The sequence below is a fragment of the Peteryoungia rhizophila genome (assembly GCF_004912145.1).
In the GTDB taxonomy this organism is placed as follows: domain Bacteria; phylum Pseudomonadota; class Alphaproteobacteria; order Rhizobiales; family Rhizobiaceae; genus Allorhizobium; species Allorhizobium rhizophilum.
This window is the reverse complement of sequence record NZ_STGT01000002.1, coordinates 735002-748327: the sequence shown is the minus strand read 5'-3', so window position 1 is coordinate 748327 and position 13326 is coordinate 735002. Positions and strand designations below refer to the sequence as shown.

Sequence of the window (13326 nt, the reverse complement as noted above, 5' to 3'; positions counted from 1 at the left end):
AACCTGTGGCCAATCGGGGACAAACATGGATTTTCTGACCGACAACAAGCTGCCCATCGGGCCCTTGTCCAAAAGCTTCGTCGACTGGCTGACCGCCAATGTCGATTTCGTATTCGACTTCATCGCCACAATCTTGAGCGCGTCCATCGACGCCATGCTCTTCGTGCTGCAGGCACCCTTTCTCGACGACACCGCGCTCGAGAGCTTCTACCCGCTTTTCATGATCCTCGTCTTTTCGCTGATCGCCTGGGTGATGCGCCGTTCGCTGGGTGTGGTTGCTTTCACCTTTCTCGGGCTCCTGCTGATCTATAACCAGGGCTATTGGAAAGAAACGATGGAGACGCTGGCACTCGTGCTCGCCGCGACCTGCGTGTGCATGGTCATCGGCGTGCCGATCGGCATCGCCTGCGCACGGCGCCCCTGGCTCTATGCCGGTGTTCGCCCGGTCCTCGATCTGATGCAGACGATCCCCACCTTCGTCTATCTCATCCCGGCCCTCATCCTTTTCGGCCTCGGCATGGTTCCCGGCCTGATCGCCACCGTGATCTTCGCCATCGCCGCCCCGATCCGCCTCACCCGCCTCGGCATCATCTCGACACCGCCATCGCTGGTGGAAGCGGCCGTCGCCTTCGGCGCGACCCCGATGCAGGTGCTGCGCAAGGTCGAACTGCCCTTTGCCACGCCGCAGATCATGGCGGGTCTCACCCAGACCATCATGCTGTCGCTGTCCATGGTGGTCATCGCGGCCCTTGTCGGCGCGAGCGGCCTCGGCGTACCGGTCGTCCGGGCGCTCAACACCGTCAATATCGCCCGCGGTTTCGAGGCAGGTCTCTGCATCGTCATCCTCGCCATCATCCTCGACCGGATCTTCCGCATTCCCGGAGAAGACACATGACCGACGCCGTCATCTTCGACAATGTCGACATCGTCTTCGGCGATAACCCGCAACGCGCCCTCGACATGGTCGACCAGGGCAGAACCCGCGACGAAATCGGGGCCGAGACCGGCCTCGTGCTCGGCGTGGCCAAGGCCTCGCTCACCGTCAAGGAAGGCGAGATCCTCGTTCTGATGGGGCTGTCCGGCTCCGGCAAGTCGACGCTGCTGCGCGCCGTCAACGCGCTTGCCCCGGTCGTCCGCGGCAATGTCAGCGTCAGGACGGAAAGCGGCTATGTCGATCCGTACAAGTCTTCGGCTCAGGTGCTGCGCGATCTGCGCATGCACACCGTCTCCATGGTCTTCCAGCAGTTCGGTCTCCTGCCCTGGCGGACGGTTGCCGACAATGTCGGCTTCGGCCTCGAGCTGGCCGGCGTTCCGGAAGCGGAGCGCAAGGAGAGGGTCGCGACCCAGCTCGAACTCGTCAACCTCTCGACCTGGGCCGAGCGCCGGGTCAACGAGCTCTCCGGCGGCATGCAGCAGCGTGTGGGCCTTGCCCGCGCCTTTGCGACAGGCGCGCCGATCCTCCTGATGGACGAACCCTTTTCGGCGCTGGACCCGCTGATCCGCACGCGCCTGCAGGACGAACTGCTCGAATTCCAGGCGCGGTTGAAGAAGACCATCCTCTTCGTCAGCCATGACCTCGACGAGGCCTTCCGCATCGGCAACCGCATCGCCATCATGGAAGGTGGGCATATCATCCAGTGCGGCACGCCGCAGGAGATCGTCCAGAACCCGACCAATCAATATGTTGCTGATTTCGTGCAGAACATGAACCCGATCAACATGCTGATTGCGTCCGACGTGATGCGCCCCGGTATTGGCGGACAACAGGGACAGGTGACCGGAACAACGGCGCCGCGAACCCCGCTGGTCGAAGTCCTCGATGCGCTAGCGCGTCAACCCGGCACGATCGGGGTCGTTGACAACGGCGTCGTGATCGGCACGATCGATGCGCAGGATGTGGTGAGCGGATTGACGAAGCACCGCCGCAAGGCGTGAGGCGCCCTGCACGCATCCTGTCCACGATGCATGCAGGAGCCACGACATGAACGACAAGCCCCAGGTCATCAGGGACACAGACGACGATGCGCGCCGCCAGGCGCGCATTTTGTTGAGGGGCGCCCGCTTCGCGGCAATCGGCGTGATCGAACCGGAAACGGGCTTCCCCTTTGTCAGCCGCGTCCTGCTCGGCATGGACCATGACGGTGCAGCGGTGATTTTGGTCTCCGGGCTTTCCGCCCACACGACCGCCCTCCTTGCCGATCCCCGCGCCTCGCTTCTGACCGGAGAGCCGGCCAAGGGCGACCCGCTTGCCCATCCGCGGCTGACGCTGCAATGCACGGCCGAGAGTGTCGAACGCGACAGCGAGACCCATGCGAGACTGCGGACACGCTTCCTCGCCCGTCACCCCAAATCGCAGCTCTACATCGATTTCCCAGACTTCCGCTTCTTCCGTCTGCGCCCGGAACGAGCGAGCCTCAACGGCGGTTTCGGCCGTGCCTATCATTTGAGCAGCAACGACTTTTTCATCCCGAAAATAGATGACGAATCCTTCGCGGACGAGCCGGCCTTACTGCGAGAATTAGGGGGAAGGCATCCCGATCTGGCACGTCGTCTCGCAACGAAATTTCATGGGGGCACAGAGAACGATTGGCGCATCTCCGCGGTCGATTCGCATGGAATAGATCTGGTTTTCAAAGACTTGCTGATCCGCCATGAATTTGTGACGCCCATCACAAATGCGCAGGATCTGCTATTAGAGTTACCTAAATCAGTATACGCAGTACCTTAAATTTAGGCATATACAATTTTGATGATGCTGGTAGAGTTTGGCCTCTAGTTAAGTGATGGTTTTTCAACGACTGCCGCTCCCCCAGGGCACTCGACCAAAGAAAGTTGAACTGAGATGAAAACAAAAGCATTGTCCGAACAGTCGACCGTCGCAGCTGGTTTGCTCTCCGCCATGGCAAACCCGAAGCGACTGATGATCCTCTGCAGCCTCGTTGAGGGTGAGGTTCCGGTCGGCGTTCTGGCGACCCAGGTGGGCCTGAGCCAGTCGGCTCTGTCGCAGCACCTGTCGAAGCTTCGCGCACAAAAGCTGGTGAAGACCCGTCGCGATGCGCAGACCATCTACTATTCCTCGACGTCCGAGTCGGTGATCAAGATCCTCTCCACTCTTGAGAGCATTTATTGCGCCCCGGCAGCGAGCAAGTCGGCCGCCTGATGACAGCGCTCCCAGAGGCGTGCTGATCGAGGACGGGAGGGATCAGCGCGACACTCGCTCACGCGGGTGAACCTTTTGGTGAACTGCGAATTTGAAAGCCCTGGTTGGCATTTGCCGCCGGGGCTTTTTTGCGTTTTACCGACGCCCCTGCCATGAGCGGGCGATCGGCAGTACGTTTTCATCACCCGAATTCAGCGATCCATGACCTTTGTTGATGCCGCCCTGCCGGTGGCTTGACCGTGCTTTGGTCCCTGCTAACGTGACGACGCAATCAACGGATTTCGGCTTTTGCGGCCGACAGCCGGGAGAATTGCCGCCCGCGACCAAAGGGCCATGGAGAAGATGATGTCTAACCGCCTGAATTCCACGCCGAACGACCTGCGCGCCTTCTGGATGCCGTTCACTGCGAACCGCCAGTACAAGAAGGAGCCGCGCCTCTTCGTCGGCGCCAAGGACATGCACTATACCACCCATGACGGCCGCCAGGTGCTCGACGGCACCGCCGGCCTCTGGTGTGTCAACGCCGGTCACTGCCGCCCGCTGATCACGGAAGCGATCCGTGAACAGGCCGGCGAGCTCGATTATGCGCCTGCCTTCCAGCTCGGCCATCCCAAGGCCTTTGAACTGGCCAACCGCCTGATCGACATCGCCCCCGACAATATGGCGCATGTGCTCTACACCAATTCCGGCTCGGAATCGGTGGAGACGGCGCTGAAGGTCGCGCTTGCCTATCAGCGCGTAAAGGGCCAGGGGTCGCGCACCCGCCTGATCGGCCGCGAGCGCGGCTATCACGGCGTGAATTTCGGCGGCATCTCGGTCGGCGGCATCGTCTCCAACCGCAAGATGTTCGGCACGCTGCTGACCGGCGTCGACCACATGCCGCATACCCACCTTCCGGCGAAGAATGCATTCACCAAGGGCATGCCGGAGCATGGCGGCGACCTCGCCGACGAACTGGAACGCATCGTCACCCTGCATGACGCCTCGACGATCGCGGCTGTCATCGTCGAGCCGGTCTCCGGCTCTACCGGCGTGCTGATCCCGCCGAAGGGCTATCTGCAGCGCCTGCGCGAGCTCTGCACCAAGCACGGCATCCTGTTGATCTTCGATGAGGTCATCACCGGTTTCGGCCGCCTGGGTGCTCCCTTCGCCTCGCAGTATTTCGACGTGAAGCCCGACATCATGGTCACCGCCAAGGGCTTGACCAACGGCGTCATCCCGATGGGTGCTGTTTTCGTGACCGCCGAGATCCATGATGCGTTCATGCAAGGACCCGAACACATGATCGAGTTCTTCCACGGCTACACCTATTCCGGCAATCCGATCGCCTGCGCCGCAGCGCTTGGAACGCTCGACACCTATCGGGACGAGAACCTCTTGACCCGGGCTGCCGAACTCGCGCCCTACTGGGAAGAGAAGCTGCACTCTCTCCGGGATTGCCCGAATGTCATCGACATCCGAAACCTCGGCCTGATCGGCGCGATCGAACTAAAACCGATCGACGGCGAACCGACCAAGCGCGCCTTCAACGCCTTCCTCAACGCCTATAATGACGGCCTCTTGATCCGCACGACCGGCGACATCATCGCGCTCTCGCCGCCGCTGATCATCAGCCATGAAGAGATCGACGAACTGTTCGACAAGCTGCGCAAGGTGCTGATGAACAACATCTGAGGCCCGCATCGCAGGTCTTTCGAAAAGCGGCCTTTCGGGGCCGCTTTTTCGTGGCTTGCGCGAGGCTGACCATGCAATGGAGGCTATACTTGTCCGCCGAACCGCCATCCCGTATCCTCTGGGGAATCGCACGTTCGATCCCGGCGCAGATGACCGCGAAAGGCTCGACCGACGACTGAAAGCCCATCCGGCAACGCCACATCCGACATCAGGTCGCGAGTGCCGCAACCGGATCAGGTCCCGGGAGGATATCCGTGGTCGACCTCTTCAAGCGCATGTTCGGTAAAGACGTGTCCCTCGCCCTCAGCCCGGCCGAGCCGGAACCCGCGATACGGGCTGCCGCCCGCGCCGACGATGCGCGCCTCGCCGCCCGCCGCGCCCAGATTGCCAACGATCTCATCGAACTGCAGCAGATCGCCATGGCGGAACTCGCCCTGCGCCGAGAACAGGATGCCGCCGCAGCCAAGGCCGGCTTTGAGGCCGACGAGGGAGTTGGCGGACGTATCCTCACCGTCTGATAAGGCATCCAACGTCCCTTCTCCCCCGATCGAGCTGTGGCGTGGTTACGCACCGCGCCTACAGGTCTTTTGTCGCTCCTCGTTTTTGTCTAAAGCAATCATGGGGAGCAACAAAAGAACCCGAATGGCGCCGAAACCGACAGAGATCGGTCGCGTCGACCCAAGGAGCAGGACATGAAATTCCATCTTCTCGCAGGCGCGGCCCTTGCCGCGCTGATCGCAGCAGCGCCCGCCGCGCGTGCCGAAATCGTGCTCGGCCTCATGGCGCCACTGACCGGCCCGCTCGCCGCAGTCGGCGCCCAGGTCAAGAACGGTGCCGAGACGGCGATCGAAGAAATCAACAAGAAGGGCGGCATCAACGGCGAACAGGTTTCCCTCAAGGTCGCCGACGATGCCGGTGAGCCGAAGCAGGGGGTTTCCGCTGCCAACCAGCTGGTCGGTGACGGCGTGATGTTCGTCGTCGGCCCGGTTACGTCTGGCGTTGCCGTCCCGGCCTCCGACGTCTTTGCCGAAAACGGCGCCCTGATGGTCACCCCGACCGCCACAGCACCGGATCTCACCGCCCGTGGCCTCACGACGGTACTGCGCACCTGCGGTCGCGACGACCAGCAGGCGGAAGTGGCTGCCGCTTACGTCGTCGCCAACTTCAAGGACAAGAAGGTCGCGATCCTCAACGACAAGGGTCAGTACGGCAAGGGCCTCGCCGACGCCTTCAAGGCGACGCTGAACGCCGCCGGCATCCAGGAAGTCTTCAACGACGCCCTCACCCCTGGCGAGAAGGATTTCAGCGCGCTCACCACCCGTCTGAAGGCGGAAGGCGTCGAGGTGATCTATTTCGGCGGCTATTATCCGGAAGCCGGCCTGCTCTCGCGACAGCTGAAGGACATCGGCGTCGCCGCGACCCTGATCGGTGGTGACGGCCTCTCCAGCACCGAATTCGCCACGATCGGCGGCGAAGCGGCCAATGGCGTCATCTTCACAAATGCCGCCGACGCGCTGAAGAACGAAGACAGCCAGGCGGCAGCTGCAGCCCTCGCTGCGAAGAACATCCCGGCCGAAGCCTTCACGCTGAATGCCTATGCCGCCGTCGAAGTCATCGCCGCCGGCATCACCAAGGCCGGCAGTGCAGACGACGCGGAAGCCGTCGCAGCCGCCCTCAAGGACGGCACGGAAATCCCGACGGCCATCGGCAAGCTCACCTATGGCGAAACCGGCGACCTAACCTCGCAGAGCTTCTCGCTCTACAAGTGGGATGGCGGCAAGACGGTCGCGGTCGAATAAGGGCGTAAGCATCACCGACACTTAGAAGGCGGCCGGCAACGGCCGCCTTTTTCGTTGATCTCAGGAGGCTCAGACCCCCGCCGTCAAAGCAACCGGTCGCGATACTCCGGCCCGGAAACCCAGCAGCTGTCGCGCTTGCCGAAAATCCGGTAGCGGTTGCGCGCAATCAGCCGGTAAAGCGGATCGCGGATCGCCCGCGGCACCAACCGGAAGACGGTGAGCACCTTCCAGGGCCAGCCGAGCCCCGCATAGATCGACAGCACCGCATCACTGTCGCGCAGCATGCGCTCGCCATCGACCACGATCATCGTGTCGGGATCACCGGGATCGATGCCGAAGCGACGATAGAGCGCCGAGCCGACTTCGCCCTGCATCGAGGCGAGGCGGAAGCGTTTGCTGCGGTCCTGCGACAGCACGAACTGCGCATTGGCCGAGCAGAGAATGCATTCGGCATCGAAAAGAATGATTGGACCGGCGGTTTCGTCTTTGGTCTCCATGATGGGCAAGCTAGGCGATCCCGACACCCGCTTCAATGAGGCGGAATGTCCTTCGGCAAAGGCAGGCCGTGACAGGAGCGCGCCATGCGCTATTCTCTCCGCTGCAAGCGACGATCCGGGAGGGCGGCATGAAGAAGGGTTACAAGGACCTGCTGGCGGAAGCCGAGGCGCTGGTCGAGGCGGTGGACACGGCCGAGGCGGCACGGCTGCAGGCAAGCGACAACGTGGTCTTCGTCGATCTGCGCGACCCGCGGGAACGGGAGCGCGAGGGGACGATCGCGCATGCCTTTTCCTGCCCGCGCGGCATGCTGGAATTCTGGATCGACCCCGAAAGCCCCTATCACAAGCCCATTTTTGCCGAGGACAAGCTCTTCCTCTTCTATTGCGCCAGCGGCTGGCGCTCGGCGCTTGCCACAAAGACGGCGCTGGAAATGGGACTGGAGAATGTCTGCCACCTCGAAGGCGGCTTCTCCGCCTGGAGGGAAGCGGGACTGCCGGTGGAAGCGATAGTCGCAAAGGCGAAGGCGTAATACCAGGTTTCGCCACTCGTCCAGGCGGCCTTTTCAGCAGCTGCTTGAACATCCGGGCAAACACCCCATCTTGAAGTGTGACAGTCGCACGACTGAAACTGGCACGCATGATGGTGTCCAGTCCGGTCGATCGAGTGCAACCGTCCGCAGCCGCCATGTCGATGACATCAGGTCATCGACATCGGCCTCGGGCACGTCTCATCAGGAGACATTCATGGTCGAACGGATTAGCCGCATTTCCCGCAGTGACGCCACCAGTCCGACGGACATCGGCCACACCCTGAATATCGGCTCGGACGCAGACAATGCCTGGGTCGCCGCCCGCCAGTCGCAAATCAACCGTGACATCGAAGAGCGCCGCAGGACGATGCTGGAGGAGAAGGCGGAGCACGGCACGCTGGACGACGAGCAAGCCGACGGCGACCACGAACCACCAACTGATACAGGGGTGGAGACCTCAGACGCGGATGACACAGCAGAAGACGGCGCTGAAGAACCACGCCTTTCAGGCGAAAGCGAACGCATTGGCACCCAGAACTTCGACGAGGACACGCCCTTCGGCGACCGCACCTTGATCGTCTGACGCAAGGGGCAACCTCTCTTCTGCCGCATGCCGGGACAACACCCACTGAGCCGAGCAAGGTCTCCCCGCAGCTCCGACACATCCGCGTCGCACTTTGCCGGCAATCCCTCTAGGATGCCGCCAAACAGACGAGGACACCCATGCCCGAGACGATTCGCATCGAAAACCCAGAGCTTGCCGTCGAGATCTCGACCCTCGGCGCCGAGATGCAGTCGCTGAAGACAGTGGACGGTCGCGACTGGCTGTGGAATGGCGATGCGGCCTGGTGGACGGGCCGATCACCGATTCTCTTTCCGATCGTCGGCAAGACGCCGGGGGACCAGCTGGCGATCAATGGCACGAACTACCCGATGGCCCAGCACGGCATCGCGCGCCGGCGCGACTTCGCCATCGTCGAGCAGACGGCGACATCCTGCCGCCACGAACTCGCCTCCTCGCCGCAGACCCGCGAAGTCTATCCCTTCGATTTTCGCCTGACGCTGGAGCACCGCCTCGATGGTGGCAGGCTCTCGGTAACGGCGACCGTCGAGAATACCGGTGATACGCCCCTGCCCTTCGGCATCGGCTTTCACCCCGCATTTCTCTGGCCGCTGCCGGGCGCCGAGGGCAAACCGCATGCGGTTATCCTCGACAACGGGGCAGAACCGGGCGTCGTGCAACTCGAAGACGGGCTGATCGGCAAAACGCTGCCGAACTCACCCTTCAAGGCCGGTCGGCTTGAGCTTGCCCATTCCCTCTTCGACAAGGACGCGCTGATCTTCCCGGAAGGCGCGGGAACCGGCCTGACCTACGCGGCAGAAGGAGGTCCGTCGCTCGCTTTCACCTTCGAAAACCTGCCCAATATCGCGCTCTGGCAAAAGCCCGGCGCGCCCTTCCTCTGCATCGAGCCCTGGCACGGCATGGCGGCCCATGCCGGCGGCACGGCGGAACTCGTCGAGCGCCCCTATACGGTCGCGCTGGCCGCGGGGGATGAGATGCGGTTCGGGTTCACGGTCGAGATCAACGGCTGAGGGCGCCTGTCGCGCCGATGCGCAGTGATCACTTGCCGACGCCTCGCCTTGCGGTACTCTGCCTGTGTGGACACCACTTGGAGAGGGTTTGAACCGATGTGCAATCATTGCGTGATGGAGAATGTGAAGCAGAGCATGCTGTCGCGGCGCTCCCTGTTCAAGGGCATGGCCGTCGCAGGCGCCGCGGTCGCGACGGGTGGCATCGCGAGGCCTGTGCTGGCCCAGCAGAGCCCGAACAAGGTCGTCGATCTGACCCATGCCTATGACGGATCCTTCCCGACCTTCGACGGAAAACCCGGCATAGAATATGAATGGGCCGTGGAATTCGCCGGAAATGGCTACCAGCTGCACAAGCTGACGATCTTCGAACATACCGGCACCCACATCGACGCCCCCCTGCATTTCAGCGCCGACGGTAAGGGCGTCGACGAGATCGAGCCGGACCAGTTGGTCGCGCCCTTGGCCATCATCGACATCACCGACAGGGCGAAGGAAGACGCCAACACGATGGTCGAGGCGGCCGACGTGGAGGCCTGGATCAGCGCCAATGGCGAAATTCCGGCTGGCTCCGTCGTGGCGCTGCGCTCCGGCTGGGCAAGGAAGGTCACCGACCCGGCCTTCCGCAATGACGGCGAAGGCAAGTTCGCCTTTCCAGGCTTCGGCAAATCGGCAACCGACCTGCTCGCCACGCTCGACGTCGCCGCAATCGGCGTCGACACGCTCTCGCTTGATCCCGGCAATTCGGCCGATTTCGCCGTACACACCAGCTGGCTGCCCGGCGGCCGCTACGGCATCGAATGCCTGAACAATCTGGAAGAACTGCCGATCAAGGGCGCGACCATCATCGTCGGCGCGCCCAAGCACAAGGGCGGAACGGGTGGGCCAGCGCGCGTGCTGGCGCTGGTGTGAGGAAGGACGTCTGATGGCGGTTCTCCCCCTCTTGAGAGATGAGGAGGCGAGCGCGGACGCGCTCGCCGTCTTCAAGGACATCCGCGAGAAGCGCGGCACCGACTATGTCAACAACTTCTGGCGGGCTCTGGCCCACGACCCAGATGAACTGAAGGCGGTCTGGGACCGGCTGCAGACGGTCATGGCCCCGGGAGCGCTCGACCCGCTGATCAAGGAACTCATCTATATCGCGGTGTCGGCCACCAATGGCTGCGGCTATTGCGTCCATTCTCATACGGCCTCTGCCAAGGCCAAGGGTTTGACACCCCAGATGCACGCCGAACTCCTGCAGGTGATCGCCATGGCGAGCCGCACCAATGCGCTGGCGGTGGCACTCGGCGTGCCGGTCGACGAACGCTTCGAGGCAGAGCCACCGAGGCAAGGCGACTGAGCATTGTGGCGGGCGCACCGATGTCACGGCCCTTCCCCTCCCCCTGTGGCAGTCGTTACAGTGGGGGCGGAACAACAGAATCGGAGACGCCGCATGACCGACCTCGAACGCCGCATCGACCAGGGCACCGGCCGCGAGCCGGCAGACATCGTCTTGAAAGGCGGGCGCTTCTTCGATCTGGTCACCGGCGAACTGGTCTCTTCCGACATCGCCATCTGCGGCGAGACGATCATCGGTACGGTCGAGGGCTACGAGGGCCGCGAGGTCATCGACATCACGGGCAAGATCGTCGTGCCCGGCTTTATCGACACGCATCTGCATATCGAAAGCTCGCTGGTCACGCCGCATGAATTCGACCGCTGCGTGCTGCCCTACGGCGTGACGACCGTCATCTGCGATCCCCACGAGATCGCAAACGTGCTCGGCACCGAAGGCATCCAGTTCTTCCTGGATTCTTCCGAACAGACGATCATGGACATTCGCGTCCAGCTCTCCTCCTGCGTGCCGGCAACGCATCTGGAAACCTCCGGGGCCGACCTGCCGATCGAAAGGCTCCTACCCTTCCGCCATCATCCGAAGGTCATCGGCCTGGCCGAGTTCATGAATTTCCCCGGCGTGATCCACAAGGATCCGATCTGCATGGCCAAGCTCGAGGCCTTTCAGGATGGCCATATCGACGGCCATTCGCCGCTGCTGTCTGGTCGGGACCTGAACGGCTATCTCTCCGCCCGCATCCGCACCGACCACGAATGCACAAGCGCCGCGGAAGCCATGGAGAAAATCCGCAAGGGCATGCATATCCTCGTGCGTGAAGGCTCGGTGTCGAAGGACCTGCACGCCCTGATGCCGATCCTGACCGAGCGGCTGTCGCCATTCCTGGCGCTCTGCACCGATGACCGCAACCCGCTCGACATCGCCGAACAGGGCCATCTCGACTACATGATCCGCGAGGCGATCAGAAACGGCGTCGAGCCGCTTGCCGTCTACCGCGCCGCCTCGATTTCCGCCGCCCGTGCCTTTGGCCTGCGCGACCGTGGCCTTGTGGCGCCGGGCTGGCGGGCGGATCTCGTCATCATCGACTCACTCGAAAGCTGCAAGGCCGAGATGGTCTTTTCCGCCGGACGGCGCGTGACCGACGCCCTTTTTGAAACGCGCAAGCCGGTCGCCCCTGTTGGCCTCGACAGCGTCAAAGCGCGGGTGGTCAAGGCCGCCGATTTCGGCGTGCCCGTCGCGGAGGGTGAAACGCCCGTGATCGGCGTCATGCCCGGCAAGATCATCACCGAGCATCGCCGTTACAGGCTGCCGACCTCCGGCAACCAGACCTCCGTCGATCTCGCAAACGACGTCATCAAGGTCGCCGTCATCGAGCGGCACGGCAAGAACGGCAACCATGCAAATGGTTTCGTTCAGGGGTTTGGCCTGAAGAAAGGCGCGATCGCCTCGACCGTCGGCCATGACAGCCACAACATCTGCGTCGTCGGCGTCTCCGAAGAGGACATGGCGCTCGCCGCCAACCGGCTCAGCGAGATCAAGGGCGGCTTCGTGGTGGTGGAAGACGGAAAGGTGACCGGCGAGATCCCGCTCCCCGTCGCCGGCCTGATGAGCCTCGAGCCCTATGAAAGTGTGCGCGACACGCTGCATCACTTGAGACAAGCCGCCTATGCCCTTGGCACGACTCTGGAAGAACCCTTCCTGCAAGTCGCCTTCCTGCCGCTGCCCGTCATCCCGCATCTGAAAATTTCCGACAAGGGCATGGTGGATGTCGACAAGTTCCGGCTGATCGGGTGAGGATTGGCGGAGAGCATCGGCAAGCCGGAGTCGCTGAAAGGTATGTGGTCGCGCCGCATCACGCGGGAACACCGACTGATCCACGTCGTTGTCGGCACAGGTAGAATACAGACACTGGTCATCCTGCAATGCCGTTACCACGACTGAAGAGGCCGCATGGCATCCGAGACTGAATACCCCAAGTCCCTTCGACTCCGCCTCGCGCGCCTGTATTACGGTCGTGACACGGCGGCGATCCGCTTCCAGTTTGCGCTGATGGTGATCGATCTTGCGATCATCGGCTTCTTCCTAGCCGGCCCCTATCTGCGGGATCGACCGAGTTACCTGATCCTCGATTATGCCATTGCGGCCTGGATCGCGGTGGAACTCGTTGCCCAATGGTCGGCGCATTATTCAACGCGGCGTTTCCTGGCGCGGCCAATGACCTGGGTCGACATTTTCGTTCTGGGAACGCTGCTCTTCCCGCAATGGCTGTTCAACTTCGCCTTCCTGCGCGTTGCCCGCATCTGGGCAGTGGCGCAGCGCCCGGTATTCAAGCTGATGTTGAATCGTCTGGGCTTGAAGGAGCAGACCGACGTCGTCACCGCCTTCATCAACCTCTTCGTGTTCCTCTTCCTGGTGACAGGCTTCGTCTACACATTCTTCTTCTATCGCGAGGATCCCGGCACCGGCTTCATCGACGCGCTCTATTTTACCGTGGCGACGGTGACCACGACAGGCTTCGGCGACATCACGCTTCCCGGCACCTTCGGCAAGCTCACCTCGATCGTCACCATGATCGTCGGCATTTCGCTCTTCGTCCGGCTCGCCCAGGCGATCGTCCGGCCCCACAAGGTCAGCTTCCCCTGCCCCGAATGCGGATTGCAGCGCCACGACGTGGATGCCGTTCACTGTAAGGCCTGTGGACACATACTGAACATCCCGGACGACGGCGCGGTCTGATCGT

Annotated in this window: 16 protein-coding genes; 15 read left to right on the top strand and 1 reads right to left on the bottom strand. The window is 62.5% G+C overall.

From position 1 onward, the window contains the following. Positions 1-25: 25 nt before the first annotated feature. From choW to E9677_RS09450, 7 genes are all read left to right on the top strand, one after another. Entirely contained in the window at positions 26-895 is an 870-nt protein-coding gene (choW, locus tag E9677_RS09480; RefSeq protein ID WP_136557839.1) for a choline ABC transporter permease subunit, read from the top strand. Next, positions 892-1935: a choline ABC transporter ATP-binding protein gene (gene choV, locus E9677_RS09475; protein WP_136557838.1), complete on the top strand. Its 1044-nt coding sequence runs from the start codon at positions 892-894 to the stop codon at positions 1933-1935. The genes choW and choV overlap by 4 nt, the downstream gene beginning before the upstream one ends. 46 nt (positions 1936-1981) lie before the next feature. Continuing rightward, the gene (locus E9677_RS09470) at positions 1982-2728 is read left to right on the top strand and encodes a HugZ family pyridoxamine 5'-phosphate oxidase (protein WP_136557837.1); all 747 of its coding nucleotides are present in this window, start codon (positions 1982-1984) and stop codon (positions 2726-2728) included. Positions 2729-2842: 114 nt separating this feature from the next. After that, complete coding sequence (locus tag E9677_RS09465; RefSeq protein WP_112240131.1) at positions 2843-3160, top strand: ArsR/SmtB family transcription factor; 318 nt, start codon at positions 2843-2845, stop codon at positions 3158-3160. 345 nt (positions 3161-3505) lie between these two features. Further along, positions 3506-4834 (top strand): aspartate aminotransferase family protein, encoded by a 1329-nt coding sequence (locus E9677_RS09460; RefSeq protein WP_136557836.1) that lies wholly within the window; start codon positions 3506-3508, stop codon positions 4832-4834. Positions 4835-5088: 254 nt separating this feature from the next. After that, positions 5089-5352, top strand: a complete 264-nt coding sequence (locus E9677_RS09455; RefSeq protein ID WP_136557835.1) for a hypothetical protein — start codon at positions 5089-5091, stop codon at positions 5350-5352. Positions 5353-5526: 174 nt separating this feature from the next. Beyond that, the gene (locus E9677_RS09450; RefSeq protein ID WP_136557834.1) at positions 5527-6633 is read left to right on the top strand and encodes a branched-chain amino acid ABC transporter substrate-binding protein; all 1107 of its coding nucleotides are present in this window, start codon (positions 5527-5529) and stop codon (positions 6631-6633) included. 83 nt (positions 6634-6716) lie between these two features. Here E9677_RS09450 and E9677_RS09445 read toward each other — a convergent pair whose 3' ends face one another. Beyond that, positions 6717-7130 (bottom strand): thiol-disulfide oxidoreductase DCC family protein, encoded by a 414-nt coding sequence (locus E9677_RS09445; RefSeq protein ID WP_136557833.1) that lies wholly within the window; start codon positions 7128-7130, stop codon positions 6717-6719. Between the two features lie 128 nt (positions 7131-7258). Between E9677_RS09445 and E9677_RS09440 the strand changes: the two genes are divergently transcribed. The 8 genes from E9677_RS09440 (at position 7259) to E9677_RS09405 (ending at position 13322) form a co-directional block, all read left to right on the top strand. Further along, positions 7259-7660, top strand: a complete 402-nt coding sequence (locus tag E9677_RS09440; protein WP_136557832.1) for a rhodanese-like domain-containing protein — start codon at positions 7259-7261, stop codon at positions 7658-7660. Positions 7661-7874: 214 nt separating this feature from the next. Then, the gene (locus tag E9677_RS09435) at positions 7875-8243 is read left to right on the top strand and encodes a hypothetical protein (RefSeq protein ID WP_136557831.1); all 369 of its coding nucleotides are present in this window, start codon (positions 7875-7877) and stop codon (positions 8241-8243) included. A gap of 140 nt (positions 8244-8383) precedes the next feature. After that, positions 8384-9253, top strand: coding sequence for an aldose 1-epimerase family protein (locus E9677_RS09430; RefSeq protein WP_136557830.1), 870 nt, complete (start codon positions 8384-8386; stop codon positions 9251-9253). A 96-nt stretch (positions 9254-9349) separates the two neighbouring features. Then, positions 9350-10162 (top strand): cyclase family protein, encoded by an 813-nt coding sequence (locus tag E9677_RS09425; protein WP_136557829.1) that lies wholly within the window; start codon positions 9350-9352, stop codon positions 10160-10162. A 13-nt stretch (positions 10163-10175) separates the two neighbouring features. Next, positions 10176-10592 (top strand): carboxymuconolactone decarboxylase family protein, encoded by a 417-nt coding sequence (locus tag E9677_RS09420; protein ID WP_136557828.1) that lies wholly within the window; start codon positions 10176-10178, stop codon positions 10590-10592. Between the two features lie 93 nt (positions 10593-10685). Beyond that, positions 10686-12380, top strand: a complete 1695-nt coding sequence (gene ade / locus E9677_RS09415) for an adenine deaminase (protein WP_136557827.1) — start codon at positions 10686-10688, stop codon at positions 12378-12380. A 3-nt stretch (positions 12381-12383) separates the two neighbouring features. Next, positions 12384-12527 carry a type II toxin-antitoxin system YoeB family toxin gene (locus E9677_RS09410; RefSeq protein WP_408014703.1) on the top strand — a complete coding sequence of 48 codons (144 nt, stop codon included), beginning with the start codon at positions 12384-12386 and terminating at the stop codon, positions 12525-12527. 9 nt (positions 12528-12536) lie between these two features. Continuing rightward, the gene (locus tag E9677_RS09405; protein ID WP_136557826.1) at positions 12537-13322 is read left to right on the top strand and encodes a potassium channel family protein; all 786 of its coding nucleotides are present in this window, start codon (positions 12537-12539) and stop codon (positions 13320-13322) included. Positions 13323-13326 lie beyond the last annotated feature (4 nt).